The following is a 14458-nucleotide window of genomic DNA, read 5'->3' on the forward strand; positions in this document are numbered from 1 at the left end:
AGTGGTGACGATGACTGCACCGAGCAAGGTAGCCAGGTCTCATCATGCTGGTATAGCCCCAGCTAGGGCGTACCGCGGGCGTAGGTTTCCGGTCAGTGACGGTGCACCCGTCGAGGTGGTCGAGGACGGCCCGAGTCTGGCCGGCCGATTGGCTTCGCTGGCGGCGATGCTGACAATCAAACCGACATTGGCAATTGGTAGCCACGTACCGCATCTGCCGTGGCCGTTCGGGCTCGTCAATTTCGCCGCGCGGCTGCTCCGCCCGGTCCCGGGCACCATCAAGGCCACCATCGCGTTGCCCCACTGCACCGCGCAGCTGGTCCGCGCCGACGGCGTACTGCCCGCCGACGGGAAGCGCAGCGTCATTCTGTACCTGCACGGCGGTGCGTTCCTGGCCTGTGGCGCCAACACACACTCCGGCATCGTGACCGCGCTGTCGGGATATGCCGACAGCCCGGTGCTCGTCGTCGACTACCGCATGGTCCCCAAGCACTCGGTGGGCACCGCGATCGACGACTGTTACGACGCCTACCAGTGGCTGCGGCTGACCGGCTATGAACCGGACCAGATCGTGCTGGCCGGCGACTCGGCGGGCGGCTACCTGTCGCTGGCTCTCGCCGAGCGCCTGCTCGACGAGGGCGAAGTCCCCGCCGCCATCGTGACGATGTCGCCACTGTTCGAGATCGACAACGAATCGCGGGCCAACCACCCGAACATCCACTCCGACGCGATGTTCCCGGCCAAGGCGTTCGACGCACTCGTCGAGCTCGTCGAGGCCGCGGCCAAACGCAAGGGCGAGCAGGTCTACGAGCCGCTCGATCACGTAGAGCCCGGTCTGCCGCGCACGCTGATCCACGCGTCCGGCTCGGAGGTTCTGCTCAGCGATGCGCGCAAAGGGGCGCACATGCTGGCAGCCGCCGGGGTGCCGGTCGAGCTGCGGATCTGGCCCGGTCAGATGCACGTCTTCCAGCTCGCGTCGCCCCTGGTGTCGGAAGCGAAGCGGTCGTTGCGCCAGATCGGCGAATACATTCGAGAGGCCACCTGGTGAGCTCTCGGCGGGCCTGAGACCATTGACGTATGCGCATCGCCAGGCACATCAGTGAGCTCATCGGCAATACCCCGCTGGTACAGCTGAACTCAGTTGTCCCCGAAGGCTCGGGGGTGGTCCTGGCCAAGATCGAGTACCTGAACCCCGGTGGCAGCTCCAAGGACCGCATCGCGGCCAAGATGATCGACGCCGCCGAGGCCAGTGGTGAGCTCAAGCCCGGAGGCACCATCGTCGAACCGACGTCCGGCAATACCGGTGTCGGTCTCGCGCTGGTCGCCCAGCTGCGCGGCTACAAGTGCATCTTCGTCTGCCCCGACAAGGTCAGCGAGGACAAGCAGAATGTGTTGCGCGCCTACGGTGCCGAGGTTGTGGTGTGCCCGACGGCCGTGCCGCCGGACCATCCGGACAGCTACTACAGCGTCTCCAACCGGCTCGTGGAGGAGATCGAGGGCGCCTGGAAGCCCGACCAGTACTCCAACCCGATGGGGCCGGAGAGCCACTACGAGACGACCGGCCCGGAGATCTGGGCCGACACCGACGGCACGGTGACGCATTTCGTCGCCGGCGTCGGCACCGGCGGCACCATCACCGGTGCCGGCCGCTATCTCAAGGAGATCTCCGACGGCCAAGTGAAGGTGGTGGGTGCCGACCCGGAGGGCTCGGTGTACTCCGGCGGCACGGGCCGCCCCTACCTGGTGGAAGGCGTCGGTGAGGATTTCTGGCCGTCGGCCTACGATCCCGCGGTCCCCGACGAGATCATCGCCGTGTCCGACGCCGATTCGTTCGACATGACGCGACGGCTGGCCCGCGAAGAGGCATTGCTGGTCGGTGGGTCCTGTGGCATGGCGGTGGTGGCCGCGCTGGAGGTCGCTCGCAAGGCCGGTCCCGACTCGGTCGTCGTGGTGCTGTTGCCCGACGGCGGACGCGGTTATCTCTCAAAGATTTTCAACGACGCTTGGATGTCGTCCTATGGTTTCCTGCGCAATCGGCTCGACGGTTCCATCGAACAGTCGACCGTCGGCGACGTGCTGCGCGGCAAGTCCGGTGCGCTGCCCGACTTGGTACACACCCACCCGTCGGAGACGGTGCGTGACGCGATCGGCATCCTCCGCGAATACGGCGTCTCCCAGATGCCGGTGGTCGGCGCCGAGCCTCCGGTGATGGCGGGCGAGGTGGCAGGCAGTGTTTCCGAGCGAGAACTGCTGTCCGCGGTGTTCGAAGGGCGGGCGAAGCTGGCCGACGCGGTCGCCGAGCACATGAGCCCGCCGTTGCCGCTCATCGGTGCGGGAGAGCTGGTTTCCACGGCGGCGAAGACACTGCGCGAATGCGACGCGGTGATGGTCGTCGAAGAGGGCAAGCCGGTCGGCGTGCTCACCCGCCACGACCTGCTCGGCTTCCTGTCCAATGGTGGCGGTAGGCACTAGACACGTCGCGGCGGCTGTCGACGCGTGGAATACCTTGTCTCCAGCAACTTCTCAGTTAGGGTGAGCTGCGCCAGGGCCGGCAAACACAGAGACCATCGCTGCCCATGGCCAGAACCGTCCCGCTGTGCTCGGTGAATGCGCTCGTGTTGACCTGCAAAACCGGGTTGACGGTGCGTAATCTGCGTGTGGAGCAGTCAGTACATCTAGGTGCCGGCAGAAAGTAGCGTCCGTTCGCGGAGCGCTATCCGAGATGAGGAGAGCTTTCGACGTGACCGATCAACCGCCCCCGCCCGGGAGTTACCCGCCGCCGCCAGAGGGTGGATATCCGCCTCCACCTCCTCCCCAGGGTGGCTACCCGCCACCGCCCGCCGGCGGTTACCCGCCGCCTCCGCCTCCCGGCGGCTACCCGCCACCTCCGCAACAGGGTGGCTATCCGCCACCACCCCCGCCGCAAGGTGGCGGCTACCCGCCGCCCGGTGGTTACCCGCCTCCCGGTGGTTACCCCCCGTCGGGGGGTTACCCGCCTCCCGGCGGCTATCCGCCATCGGGATATCAGGCCCCGGGCTACCCGCCCGCCGGTGGCCCCGGCTTCGGCGTCGCGCCCTACAACATCGGTGACGCGTTCTCATGGGCCTGGAACAAGTTCCTCAAGCATCCGGTCGAACTGATCGTGCCGGGCCTGGTGTTCGGGGCGGCGTCGGCTGCCGTGTGGGTCGTCATCACTCTCATCGCAGCCGCGGTGTCGCCCGAGGCCGCCGGCAGCTATGAGTCCTATGACGAGGACTTCAGCTTCGCGGCCTCAGGCAATCTCGGTGTCGCCGGCACCATCGTGATGTTCGTCGGCGGGATCGTGATGTTGATCCTCAGCGGATGGATCGCCGCGGCCTACACCTCGGGTCTGCTCGACATCGCCAATGGTCAGCCGGTGACGATCGGATCGTTCTTCAAGCCGCGCAACGTCACCAACGTGGTCCTTGCGACGGTGATCGTCGGTGCGATCACGTTCGCGGTCAACTTCGTACTGCAGCTCCCGAGTGCCTTCGTGCCCGGGCTCTGGTTCCTCACCATGCCTTTGGCTTTCATCGCCGACGTAATCCTGGGTGTTCTGTTCCTGTTCACGACGGTGGCCGCAGTGGACCGCAATCTCAAGGCGGTCGACGCGGTCAAGGCAAGCTTCGAACTCGTGAAGCCCAACTTCGGGACCGTGCTGCTCACCGTGCTCGTGATGATCGCCATCGCGATCGTCGGTGCGATCCCGTGCGGGCTCGGCCTCATCGTGGCGATCCCGCTCGTTCTGTTGATCCAGGTGTATGCCTGGCGTCGGCTCAGCGGCGGCCAGGTGGCACCGCTGTCCCAGTAGTAGAACCGAACTCGACGCCCACGGCGCACAGGGCAGAAACGCCCGCGCCGTGGGCGTTGTGGTCCGTGACATCATGTGAGCAAGCCTGCCGATCCCAACCGCTCGGTGCATTCGAGAAAGTCGTGGCCCCAATGTCTATGCCAAACCAGCCCGGAGATATGTACGGGATGCCGCCGCAGGGCATGCCCCCGCAGGGAATGCCCCCGCAGGGTCTGCCTCCGCAGGGTCTGCCTCCGCAGGGTGTCCCGCCACAAGGCATGCCGCCGCAAGGGTTTCCGCCCTACGGCGGGTATCCGCCCCAGGGCCAGCCGGGCGGCTACCCGCCGCCCGGTCCGCCGCCGGGGTACCAGGGCCAGCCGCAGCCCTACGGTGCCTACGCCATGGACCCGTCGGCGCCGTACGGTCGTGATCCGCTCACCGGCGAGCCGTTGTCCGACAAGTCCGCCATCACCGCCGGTCTCCTGCAGTTCTTCCTGGGTGGTTTGGGCGTCGGACGTTTCTACATCGGCTCCACCAACATCGGCGCGATCCAGCTGGGGCTGACCATCCTCGGCATCATCACGTCATGGCTGATCGTCGGAATCTTCATCTGCGTGGGCGTCGGGATCTGGGCGTTGGTGGATGCGGTGATGATGTTCACCCGATCCATCCCAGACCAGTACGGGCGCAAGCTGCGTAACTGACCCGCCGCGGTGACCACCGCGCCCGGATTAGAGGTGGTGGGCCGGGCGCGCCCGCGCCCACCCCGATAGGCTCGACGCGTTATGAGTGAACAGCGCAGGTGGCACGGTCTGGCCACAAAAGCCATCCACGCCGGTTACCGACCCGACCCGGGCACCGGAGCCGTCAACACCCCGATCTACGCCAGTTCGACCTTCGCCCAGGACGGCGTCGGCGGGCTGCGCGGCGGATTCGAATACGCCCGCACCGGCAACCCGACCCGGCAGGCCCTGGAAGCGGCGCTGGCCGCTGTCGAGGAGGCCTCCTACGGACGGGCCTTCGCCTCGGGCATGGCCGCCACCGACTGTGCGCTGCGCGCGGTGCTGCGGCCCGGCGACCACGTGGTGATCCCCGACGACGCCTACGGCGGCACGTTCCGGCTCATCGACAAGGTGTTCTCGCAGTGGAACGTCACGCATACCCCCGTCCCGCTGAGTGACCTGGACGCGGTGCGGTCGGCGCTGACCCCGCGCACCCGGATGATCTGGGTGGAGACCCCGACCAACCCGCTGCTGAGTGTGGCCGACATCGCCGCGATCGTGCAGATCGCATCGTCGGCGGGCATCAAAGTGTTGGTGGACAACACATTTGCCTCACCGGCGCTGCAGCAGCCGCTGCTGCTGGGCGCTGACATCGTGCTGCACTCCACCACCAAGTACATCGGCGGGCACTCGGATGTGGTGGGCGGCGCGCTGCTGACCAACGACGAGGAACTCGACGCGGCATTCGCGTTCCTGCAGAACGGGGCCGGCGCGGTGCCGGGGCCGTTCGACGCGTACCTGACCATGCGTGGGCTCAAGACGCTGGTGCTGCGGATGCGTCAGCACAGCGAGAACGCCGCGCTCATCGCCGAATTCCTCGACGGGCATCCGGCGGTCGAGACGGTGCTCTATCCCGGTCTGGCCAGCCATCCCAACCACGATGTCGCCGCGCGCCAGATGTCCGGTTTCGGTGGCATGGTGAGCCTGCAGCTGCGTGGTGGACCACGCGCCGCACGTGAATTGTGCTCGCGGACCGAGCTTTTCATTCTCGCCGAGTCGTTGGGTGGGGTCGAGTCGCTGATCGAGTACCCGGGGGCCATGACGCATGCGTCGACCGCGGGTTCTCAGCTGGAAGTGCCGGACAACCTGGTGCGCCTGTCGGTGGGCATCGAGCACGCCGCCGATCTGCTGGCCGACCTGGAGCAGGCGCTCGGCAAGTGACGCCGGGCAGGCGGGTGGGTACCGAAAACCGTTGATTTCCAGGTACCTACGCGTCTGTTCGCGTCAGGGAATCACATCAGGGCAGGACGCAGCGCCGACGTCGTCATCGCCAGATTCATCTCCGGCAGTGCCGACGCGGTCTCGTCCACCCAACTGCCCGTGGCGATTTCGGTGGACCGGGCATGTACCCACCGCCAGCCCCGGTCGTTGAGGCTGAGAACGGCACCCAGCCCGTCGACCGCATGGAGCAGGCAGATGACCGCCGCGATCGATGGCACCGGGTTATGGCCGTCGAACAACGCGGCCATCAGGGCCGCCCGCGTTTGACTCACCCGCTCCCGGTCGGTCAGCGGCCAGCAGTACGCCGTCCTGCCCGGAAAGCCTTTGCCGGGCATGCGGACGCGGCGGATGTGCCCCAGGCGTTCGAGATGCTGCTCCAGGGCGGGCTGGGTGTGCTTGCTCAGCTTCGCCAGTGCGGTGTCAGCGGCGAGCGGCCGGCGTCGCAGTAGTTCGAATGCCGGGTCGCCGACCGGATCGGCCGGCCAGTTGCCGGCCAGCGCGATCAGCCGACCCGCCTCGATCGGTTCGCCCGCCATCGCCGGGCGGATGCGGCAGGCATACGCCAGATCGAGCAGTACCGCGGCGCTGAGCACCTTCTGCCTGCGGTGACGGTCGAGACCGGGTTGCGCGGCTGCGTTGTCCAGCAACAGCAAGAACAGGTCTTCGGCGATTTGCGCCATTTCCCCGACTGTAGTGCGTCGCCCTGGGGCGGCCCGTCAGGCGTGGTAGGGCTCGGCGCTGACCAGCGTGACCTTCACGGTGTTGCCGTTGGGCACGGTGTAGGTGCGCGATTCGCCCTCTTTGGCATCGATCAAGGCACTGCCCAGCGGTGAGTTGGGGGAGTACACCTCGAGCTTGCCGACGCTGATGCCCTCCTGGCGGGTGGCGATCAGGAACGTCTCGGTGTCGTTCTTGTCGTCGTCGTAGTACACCTTGACGACCGAACCGGGAAGCGCGACACCGGACTGCTTGGGTGCCTCTCCGACCTTGGCGTTGTTGAGCAGCTCCTGCAGCTGGCGGATACGGGCCTCCTGCTGGCCCTGCTCCTCGCGGGCGGCGTGGTAGCCGCCGTTCTCGCGCAGATCGCCCTCTTCGCGGCGGTCGTTGATCTCGGCGGCGATCACCGGTCGATTGGCGATCAGCTGATCCAGCTCCGCCTTCAACCGGTCGAATGCATCCTGAGTGAGCCAGGTGACCTGTGTGTCGGTCATGTTCTCGCGCTCCTGTCTGTCTTGCGTGCGGCGCTCGTGCGCCTTCCTCGCGTACGAAGTCCGTTGCTTCCGGCCGGGGACGGCGCGTGTATTGCCGCGGGCGTAAGCACCAAACCGAGTGCTAATGCAGCAATACACGGCCCCAGCGAGGAACCGTGTATCGCACAATCGTACCACCGAGCGGCCAACGAATCTTCATTTAATGGCTGTCCGACGTGGGTTGCGGATGTAAAAATCAGGGCGCTACCAGGTAGGACGGCACATCCGTCCCGCAGCCGTAGACGTCCCCGATCACGGGGCGTCGGCTGGATTTGACCTCCGTGGTCACCTGTACCACCGTTTGATCGGACGGGCCGACCAGGACCTCGCGCCGGCCGGTTTCGCTGCCGTCGATGGAGCGGGCCCGCACGATGCACACCACGGGCTTCGACGGGTCGGGGCGGGTCACCCCGATGGTCACCGCGACGGTTTGGTCGTCGATCAGTTCGTAGGCCGAGAGCTCGCCCTTCACCTCCCCGGTGCCCAACCGCTGGAAGGCCACGACCGCGAGGATCACACCTGCCACGACCACCAGCGCGACCAGCGCGAACGTGATCCAGCGCCGGGTCTGCCGGGACATTTGGCGGGATCCGTAGCGGGCGGCGGGGCGTTCGACCATCAGAACTGGAACTATAGGGCCAGACAGATCAGTCGCCGCAGCCCAGGCAGTGGGCTGAAGGTTTGGGTACAGGGATTAGGTAAGAGGACGCCGTAGTTAGATGAAAGCGACATGAGTGAACTGCGGTTGATGGCGGTGCATGCCCACCCGGACGATGAGTCGAGCAAGGGTGCGGCAACCACCGCGCGCTATGCGGCCGAAGGTGTGCGCGTCATGGTCGTGACGCTCACCGGCGGCGAGCGTGGCGACATTCTCAATCCGGCGATGGACCTTCCCGAGGTTCACGGCCGGATCCACGAGGTGCGCCGGGACGAGATGGCGAAGGCAGCCGAGATCCTCGGCGTGGAGCATCACTGGCTGGGCTTCGTCGACTCGGGCTTGCCCGAGGGCGACCCGCCGCCCCCGCTGCCGGAGGGTTGCTTCGCGCTGGTGCCGCTGGCCGAGCCGGTTGCCCGGCTGGTCCGGGTGATCCGCGAGTTCAAGCCGCACGTGCTGACCACGTATGACGAGAACGGTGGCTACCCGCATCCCGACCACATTCGTTGCCACGAGGTGTCGGTGGCGGCGTACGAAGCGGCCGCCGACTACCGGCTGTATCCCGACGCGGGGATGCCGTGGAGCGTGTCGAAGCTGTACTACAACCATGGCTTCCTGCGTCAGCGCATGCAGCTGCTGCAGGACGAGTTCGCCAAGAACGGGCAAACAGGTCCCTTCGCCAAATGGCTGGAGCACTGGGACCCCGATCACGACATATTCGCCAACCGGATCACCACCCGTGTTGAATGCTCGGAGTACTTCAGCCAGCGCGACGATGCGCTGCGCGCGCACGCGACCCAGATCGACCCGAAAGGCGATTTCTTCCAAGCGCCGATCGAGTGGCAGCAGCGGCTCTGGCCGACGGAGGAGTTCGAGTTGGCGCGGTCACGTGTGCCGGTGAATCTGCCGGAAGACGACCTGTTCACCGGGATTGAGAAATGATCGACACATTGACCGCAGTGGTCACCCTGCTCGCCGACGAGCCGCGCAACACCGGACCCGAGTTCGGCAAGGCGACTCCGCTCGGCCTGCTGATCACCGTGGCGCTGTTGATCGGCACCTTCGCGTTGGTCTGGTCGATGAACCGGCATCTGCGCAAGCTGCCCGAATCGTTCGACCCCGAACACCCCGAGCCCGATCAGGCCGCCGACGACGGCACGGTCGAGAACCCTGACGGCGACGCGGTGAACAGCAGTCCCGATGACCACAACGGTCAGCCACGGGAGCCGGGTGGCGGGTAACACGCTCGGCGGGTCCACCAGCCCGTACCTACGCCAGCACGCCGACAATCCGGTGCACTGGCGAGAGTGGACGCCCGAGGCGCTCGCCGAAGCCGCCGCGCGGGATGTTCCCATCCTGCTGTCCATCGGCTACGCGGCGTGTCACTGGTGCCATGTGATGGCGCACGAGTCGTTCGACGACGCCGAGGTGGCCGCGGTGCTCAACGACGGATTCGTCTGCATCAAGGTGGACCGTGAGGAGCGTCCCGATCTGGACGCGGTGTACATGAACGCCACCGTGGCGCTGACCGGGCAGGGCGGCTGGCCCATGACCTGCTTCCTGACTCCCACCGGCCGACCGTTCTTCTGCGGCACGTACTACCCGAAGCTCGGGTTCCTGCAACTGTTGGACGCGGTCTCCGAAACCTGGCGGGACCGGCGCGACGAGGTGGAGCGCGCCTCGGATCAGATCGCCACCGAACTACGCTCGATGTCCGCCGGGCTGCCGGGCGGCGGGGCGCCGGTGGGCACCGAGTTGTGCGACCACGCGGTGGCGGCGGCGCTGCAAGACGAGGACGAGACGTACGGCGGCTTTGGCGGCGCGCCGAAGTTCCCGCCGTCGGCTTTGTTGGAGGGCCTGCTGCGCCACCATGAACGCACCGGTTCCACCGCGGCCCTGACCGCCGTGCGACGCACATGTTCGGCGATGGCCCGCGGCGGCATCTATGACCAGCTGGCCGGTGGATTCGCCCGCTACAGTGTCGACCCCCACTGGGTGGTGCCCCACTTCGAGAAGATGCTCTACGACAACGCGCTGCTGCTGAGGGTGTACGCGCACCTCGCGCGTCGTACGGGAGATCCGTTGGCGCGCAGGGTGACTCGACAGACTGCGGCGTTCATACTGTCAGATCTGGGTGCCGGTGGCATGTTCACCTCCTCGCTGGACGCCGACGCGGGCGGGCACGAGGGGCTGACCTATGTGTGGACACCCGCCGAACTGCGCTCGGTCCTCGGGGACGACGACGGAGCTTGGGCGGCTTCACTTTTCAGCGTGAACCAGAGCGGGACGTTCGAGCACGGCGCCTCGGTGCTGCAACTGCATGGCGATCCCGACGACGAGTCCCGTTTCGAGACGGTGCGTGCGGCGCTGCTGGCGGCCCGCGCGCTGCGGCCCCAGCCCGCACGCGACGACAAGGTGGTGACCGCCTGGAACGGGCTGGCCATCACTGCGCTGGCCGAAGCGTCGGTGGCCCTCGAACACCCCGAATTTCTTTCTGCCGCAGTCGATTGTGCGCGCCGTCTGCTCGATCTGCATGTGGTGGACGGCCGGTTGCGCCGTGCCGGCCTCGGTGGCCGGGTGGGGCAGAGCGCGGCCATCCTGGAAGATCATGCGGCGCTTGCCACCGCATTGCTGACGCTGTATCAGCTCACCGGCTTCGGGCTGTCCGAGGCGGTTGGTCTGCTCGACATCGCACTCGAGCACTTCGCCGATCCCGATCAGCCCGGCCGCTGGTTCGACACAGCCGACGACGCCGAGAAACTGATGGTGCGTCCTGCCGATCCGATCGACGGCGCGACACCATCGGGCGCCTCGCTGATCGCCGAGGCCCTGCAGGCGGCGGGATACCTGACCGGCTCGCAGCGCTATGTCGATGCGGCACAGGAGACTTTGTCCTCCGCCTCGCCGATCCTGGCCCGCGCGGCCCGATCCGGCGGGCACTGGCTGGCGGTCGCCGAGGCGCAGGTGCGCGGACCGATCCAGGTGGCAGTCGCCTGCGATCCGTCCTCTGACCTTTTGACCGCCGCGCGGCGGCTGGCGCCCGGCGGTGCACTGGTGATCGGCGGCGCCCCAGATTCGACGGAGCTGCTGAAGGGACGCGACCGGGTGGACGGCGCCGAGGCCGCCTACGTCTGTCGTGGAACCGTGTGCGATCTGCCCGTCACCACGGTCGGAGAACTCGCTGTCTCGCTGGGCGGTGAACCTCAAGACGGCTGATGTGGCGCACGTGTAGCCTCGCGGCCATGAGCCACGATGCCGCAGCCCTGGAGTCCTTCGTCAAGCGCTACCTCGACACCGTCGCAGGCGGTTCCGCGGCCGAGGTCGCCGCGCTGTACACCGATGACGCGACGCTTGAGGATCCGGTGGGCAGTGGCGAGGTCCACATCGGGCGCCAAGCGATCGAGGGCTTCTACAAGAACCTGACCGCGGCGGGCGCCGAGATCACGACCGAGCTGCTCAAGTTCCGGCCCGGCGGACACGAGGCTGCGTTCCTGTTCTCCATCGTCGTCGGCGGCGCGATGCGCATCGAACCCATGGAGGTCATGACCTTCGACGCCGACGGCAAGATCACGTCCATGAAGGCGTACTGGTCGGCAGCCGACATCACGCAGCTCTGACCGCACTCTGGGTAGCCGCATTCGAGAGCCCCGCATCGCTTCGGTGATGCGGGGCTTTCGCGTCAGAAGACGGCGAACCACATGGCGATGTAATGGCAGATCGCTGCCACCGCGGTGCAGGCGTGGAAGAACTCGTGGTGGCCGAAGGTGGTCGGCCACGGGTTGGGCCATTTGAGGGCGTACAGCACACCGCCGATGCTGTAGAGCGCACCGCCGACGATCAGCAGCACCACCGCGGCCACACCGGCGCCGTGCATGATCGGCCCGATGAACCAGGCCGCCACCCAGCCCAGCAGGATGTAGAGCGGTACGCCGAGCCAGCGTGGTGCCGACGGCCAGAACATCTTGAGCAGCACACCGGCGATCGCCCCGCCCCAGACGATCCAGAACAGCACCATGCCTTTGGATTCGGGCAGGGCCAGCAGTGCGAACGGGGTATAGCTGCCGGCGATGAAGATGAAGATCATCGAGTGGTCGAGGCGCTTCATCCACTTGCGGGCGCTGGGTGATTTCCACGTCACCCGGTGGTACGTGCCGCTGACGGCGAACATCGCCACGATCGTGAAGGTGTAGAGAAGCGTGGCCAGGCCCGCCCGCGTGGACTCCAGCGACCAGGACACCGATACCAGTGCCGCGCCGGCGATGAACGCCACGATCGCCGAGTACACGTGGATCCAGCCGCGTGCCCGTGGCCTGCCCAGGAATTGGGCGACGCCTTCGGCGACCGCCTCGGGCAGGTCTTCTGCGGGCCGGTTCAGCGCAGCCGCTGAACGGTAGGGCTTGGTGCTACCGGTCGGCGCGGTCATGTCACCTCCATTGAGAACCATGGTGTACCCCGACGCTCACAGTAGTCTGGACTCTCGTGGACATCATTCCCCCGCGGCTCAAGGAACCGGCCTATCGGCTCTACGAGATGCGGTTGCGTCAGGAACTGACGCGGTCCAAATCCGAGCTACCTCGCCATATCGCCGTGTTGTGTGACGGCAACCGCCGCTGGGCGCGTGACGCAGGTTACGACGATGTCAGCATCGGTTACCGGATGGGCGCGGCCAAGATCGCCGAGATGCTGCGGTGGTGCCAGGCCGCGGGCATCGAGATGACGACGGTCTATCTGCTCTCCACCGAGAACCTTCAACGCGATCCCGAAGAGTTGTCCGCCCTGCTCGAGATCATCACCGACGTGGTCGAGGAGATCTGCGCGCCCTCCAACACCTGGAGCGTGCGCATGGTCGGTGACCTGGAGTTGTTGGGGGAGGAGCCGGCCCGCCGGCTCCGCGAGGCGGTCGAGTCGACCAACGGCAGAAACGGGAAGTTTCACGTGAACGTCGCCGTGGCCTACGGCGGACGGCAGGAGATCGTGGACGCGGTGCGCTCACTGCTGTCCAAGCAGCTGGCCAACGGTGCGACTGCCGAACAACTCGTGGACGCCGTCACCGTCGAGGGGATCTCCGAGAACCTGTACACCTCAGGGCAACCCGATCCCGATCTGGTCATCCGCACCTCGGGTGAGCAACGGCTCAGCGGATTCCTGTTGTGGCAGAGCGCATATTCGGAGATGTGGTTCACCGAGGCGTACTGGCCCGCGTTCCGCCGCGTCGACTTCCTGCGGGCACTGCGCGATTACACGGCCCGGCACCGCCGATTCGGCAAGTAGTGCCAAACTTGAGCCATGGCTGCGCTGTCGGCAGTGGTCTTCACGCTCAGCTGGTGGCTGGGCCTGTACCTGCTTGCCCGCGACCCGCGTAAGCCCGTCCTGGTCCTCGCGGCGGTCGGGCTGACCAGTTTCGCCGCCGTGGTCGCGCTCGACGCAGTCCGCCTGGTGACCGGCTCGGAAGTGCTGAGCCGTATCGAGATCTATCTGGTGGCGTTGCCGGGTATCGCCTGGTTCGCGGTCATGGTCGAACTGGCGCGCCCGGCCGACACCTTCCGGTCCCGCGTGGGTGAGGTCGCGGCGATCTTCGCCGTCGCGGTGCTTGCACTGGCCGGGGCGGGGCTCGCGGGCAGCGTCGACGGGCCGCTGCGCACCGGTCACTGGGTGATGTTCGCGGTGATCTCGCTGTCCTCTTTGGGCGCCATGGTCAAGGCCGTGCTGGGCGGCGCCAAACCGGGATCGGTGGTGGGCTTCATCATCGTCGCGACCCTGTTCTTCGCGCTGGGCAACGCGATCCTGGTGATCCCGCTGGGGTTGGTGCCCAGCTGGCTGGCCCTGGCGTCAACGGGATTCGACGTGGCGCTGCTCGGTGTCGCGGTCGCGATCTGGGATGCCTTCGACGAGGGTCAGGCGCTGCGGGCGGACATGCGGCGCTCGATCATCGGCACGCTCGTCATCGCGGTCCCGTTCGCGGCCCAGGCCCTGATCGGCATGGCCGTGCTCGATGCCGGGACCGGTCGCACGGTCATGACGATCTTGTTGTTCACCAGCCTGGCGGTCGCCGTCGCCGTGGAAGTGCTGGCCGATCCGCTGGCCGGGATCTTCGACCGGCTGGCGTTCTCCCGGTCCCCGGACCTTCGCGCCGACCGTGAAGCACTGCGCCAGACCGAGGCCGCGCTGCCGCTGCGATCGGACCATCCGCTGGGCGGCATCGATGACGACGCGTTCGCCCGGCTCACGCGACGCGCCCTCGGCCACTACGGCGATCTGTCCAAACTGGTGGCCAGCCCGCTCACCGCGCTGCCCGCGATCGATGCCCGGCTCGCGCAGCGTGGAGCGCCGGATCAGCCGCTGGAACGCGCCAATGAACTCAAGGCTCTGCTGGCCGACCGGATCGCCGCGCTCAAACCCCGCGACGGCGGAGACTTCGGCACCACCGAGCAATGGCGCCACTACAACTCGCTGTACTTCCCCTACGTCATCGGGGTCCGCGCCTACGCGCAGAACGCCACCGCGGCCGGCCTCGATCCGGTCGCCCGGCAGGCGTGGCAGTGGTTTGTCACCGAGGTGCCGCAGCGCTCGCTGCACAACTGGCAGAACGCCGCCGCGCGGGTGATCGCCGCGGACCTGCGCAGCGATCTGGCACCGGCGGTCGGCTCCACTGGCCGATAGGGAGCCTCGCCTCCAGAAATAGCGCTGACCTGGGCTTGGCAGTGCTTGGCAGTGTTTGGCGTCGATCTGGCAGCGCCTC

The 14458-nt window shown here is 67.0% G+C and carries 15 protein-coding genes; 11 read left to right on the plus strand and 4 right to left on the minus strand.

The window, feature by feature from the left end; genetic code table 11:
* Window positions 1-10: 10 nt before the first annotated feature.
* From H977_RS0110965 to H977_RS0110985, 5 genes are all read left to right on the plus strand, one after another.
* Entirely contained in the window at window positions 11-1048 is a 1038-nt protein-coding gene (locus H977_RS0110965) for an alpha/beta hydrolase (RefSeq protein WP_029107904.1), read from the plus strand.
* A gap of 29 nt (window positions 1049-1077) precedes the next feature.
* Window positions 1078-2472, plus strand: coding sequence for a cystathionine beta-synthase (locus tag H977_RS0110970; RefSeq protein WP_029107905.1), 1395 nt, complete (start codon window positions 1078-1080; stop codon window positions 2470-2472).
* A 268-nt stretch (window positions 2473-2740) separates the two neighbouring features.
* The gene (locus H977_RS0110975; protein WP_029107906.1) at window positions 2741-3832 is read left to right on the plus strand and encodes a DUF2189 domain-containing protein; all 1092 of its coding nucleotides are present in this window, start codon (window positions 2741-2743) and stop codon (window positions 3830-3832) included.
* Window positions 3833-3963: 131 nt separating this feature from the next.
* Window positions 3964-4515 (plus strand): TM2 domain-containing protein, encoded by a 552-nt coding sequence (locus H977_RS0110980; RefSeq protein WP_029107907.1) that lies wholly within the window; start codon window positions 3964-3966, stop codon window positions 4513-4515.
* Window positions 4516-4596: 81 nt separating this feature from the next.
* Window positions 4597-5754, plus strand: coding sequence for a cystathionine gamma-synthase (locus H977_RS0110985; RefSeq protein WP_029107908.1), 1158 nt, complete (start codon window positions 4597-4599; stop codon window positions 5752-5754).
* A 71-nt stretch (window positions 5755-5825) separates the two neighbouring features.
* Here the strand turns inward: H977_RS0110985 and H977_RS0110990 are convergent, their stop codons facing one another.
* From H977_RS0110990 to H977_RS0111000, 3 genes are all read right to left on the minus strand, one after another.
* Entirely contained in the window at window positions 5826-6494 is a 669-nt protein-coding gene (locus H977_RS0110990; protein WP_029107909.1) for a GOLPH3/VPS74 family protein, read from the minus strand.
* Window positions 6495-6530: 36 nt separating this feature from the next.
* Window positions 6531-7025, minus strand: coding sequence for a transcription elongation factor GreA (gene greA, locus H977_RS0110995; RefSeq protein WP_029107910.1), 495 nt, complete (start codon window positions 7023-7025; stop codon window positions 6531-6533).
* A gap of 235 nt (window positions 7026-7260) precedes the next feature.
* On the minus strand, window positions 7261-7683 hold the full coding sequence (locus tag H977_RS0111000) for a DUF4307 domain-containing protein (RefSeq protein ID WP_029107911.1): 423 nt from the start codon (window positions 7681-7683) through the stop codon (window positions 7261-7263).
* 111 nt (window positions 7684-7794) lie between these two features.
* Here H977_RS0111000 and mca point away from each other — a divergent pair, with 111 nt between their 5' ends.
* Genes mca through H977_RS0111020 form a run of 4 tightly spaced genes read left to right on the plus strand, consistent with a single transcriptional unit; the run spans window position 7795 to window position 11336 of the window.
* Window positions 7795-8661, plus strand: coding sequence for a mycothiol conjugate amidase Mca (gene mca / locus H977_RS0111005; RefSeq protein ID WP_029107912.1), 867 nt, complete (start codon window positions 7795-7797; stop codon window positions 8659-8661).
* Window positions 8658-8960, plus strand: a complete 303-nt coding sequence (locus H977_RS0111010) for a hypothetical protein (protein ID WP_036475697.1) — start codon at window positions 8658-8660, stop codon at window positions 8958-8960. The genes mca and H977_RS0111010 overlap by 4 nt, the downstream gene beginning before the upstream one ends.
* A complete protein-coding gene (locus H977_RS0111015; protein ID WP_051288791.1) occupies window positions 8920-10935 on the plus strand; it encodes a thioredoxin domain-containing protein in 2016 nt (671 codons plus the stop codon). Before H977_RS0111010 ends, H977_RS0111015 begins: the two co-directional genes overlap by 41 nt.
* 26 nt (window positions 10936-10961) lie before the next feature.
* Window positions 10962-11336, plus strand: coding sequence for a nuclear transport factor 2 family protein (locus H977_RS0111020; protein WP_029107915.1), 375 nt, complete (start codon window positions 10962-10964; stop codon window positions 11334-11336).
* Between the two features lie 62 nt (window positions 11337-11398).
* Here H977_RS0111020 and trhA read toward each other — a convergent pair whose 3' ends face one another.
* Complete coding sequence (trhA, locus tag H977_RS0111025; protein WP_029107916.1) at window positions 11399-12142, minus strand: PAQR family membrane homeostasis protein TrhA; 744 nt, start codon at window positions 12140-12142, stop codon at window positions 11399-11401.
* A 56-nt stretch (window positions 12143-12198) separates the two neighbouring features.
* Between trhA and H977_RS0111030 the strand changes: the two genes are divergently transcribed.
* Both H977_RS0111030 and H977_RS0111035 read left to right on the plus strand, forming a co-directional pair.
* Window positions 12199-12990 carry a (2Z,6E)-farnesyl diphosphate synthase gene (locus tag H977_RS0111030; RefSeq protein ID WP_029107917.1) on the plus strand — a complete coding sequence of 264 codons (792 nt, stop codon included), beginning with the start codon at window positions 12199-12201 and terminating at the stop codon, window positions 12988-12990.
* Between the two features lie 15 nt (window positions 12991-13005).
* On the plus strand, window positions 13006-14379 hold the full coding sequence (locus tag H977_RS0111035) for a hypothetical protein (RefSeq protein ID WP_029107918.1): 1374 nt from the start codon (window positions 13006-13008) through the stop codon (window positions 14377-14379).
* Window positions 14380-14458 lie beyond the last annotated feature (79 nt).

The sequence above is a fragment of the Mycobacterium sp. URHD0025 genome (genome assembly GCF_000426065.1).
GTDB lineage: Bacteria > Actinomycetota > Actinomycetes > Mycobacteriales > Mycobacteriaceae > Mycobacterium.

What these genes read in the sequence shown, in the direction of transcription:
- H977_RS0110965 (WP_029107904.1), top strand. Translation starts at nt 11, where the DNA reads ATGACTGCACCGAGCAAGGTAGCCAGGTCTCATCATGCTGGTATAGCC.
- H977_RS0110970 (WP_029107905.1), top strand. Translation starts at nt 1,078, where the DNA reads ATGCGCATCGCCAGGCACATCAGTGAGCTCATCGGCAATACCCCGCTG.
- H977_RS0110980 (WP_029107907.1), top strand. Translation starts at nt 3,964, where the DNA reads ATGTCTATGCCAAACCAGCCCGGAGATATGTACGGGATGCCGCCGCAG.
- H977_RS0110985 (WP_029107908.1), top strand. Translation starts at nt 4,597, where the DNA reads ATGAGTGAACAGCGCAGGTGGCACGGTCTGGCCACAAAAGCCATCCAC.
- H977_RS0110990 (WP_029107909.1), bottom strand. Translation starts at nt 6,494, where the DNA reads ATGGCGCAAATCGCCGAAGACCTGTTCTTGCTGTTGCTGGACAACGCA.
- greA (WP_029107910.1), bottom strand. Translation starts at nt 7,025, where the DNA reads ATGACCGACACACAGGTCACCTGGCTCACTCAGGATGCATTCGACCGG.
- H977_RS0111000 (WP_029107911.1), bottom strand. Translation starts at nt 7,683, where the DNA reads ATGGTCGAACGCCCCGCCGCCCGCTACGGATCCCGCCAAATGTCCCGG.
- mca (WP_029107912.1), top strand. Translation starts at nt 7,795, where the DNA reads ATGAGTGAACTGCGGTTGATGGCGGTGCATGCCCACCCGGACGATGAG.
- H977_RS0111010 (WP_036475697.1), top strand. Translation starts at nt 8,658, where the DNA reads ATGATCGACACATTGACCGCAGTGGTCACCCTGCTCGCCGACGAGCCG.
- H977_RS0111015 (WP_051288791.1), top strand. Translation starts at nt 8,920, where the DNA reads ATGACCACAACGGTCAGCCACGGGAGCCGGGTGGCGGGTAACACGCTC.
- H977_RS0111020 (WP_029107915.1), top strand. Translation starts at nt 10,962, where the DNA reads ATGAGCCACGATGCCGCAGCCCTGGAGTCCTTCGTCAAGCGCTACCTC.
- trhA (WP_029107916.1), bottom strand. Translation starts at nt 12,142, where the DNA reads ATGACCGCGCCGACCGGTAGCACCAAGCCCTACCGTTCAGCGGCTGCG.
- H977_RS0111035 (WP_029107918.1), top strand. Translation starts at nt 13,006, where the DNA reads ATGGCTGCGCTGTCGGCAGTGGTCTTCACGCTCAGCTGGTGGCTGGGC.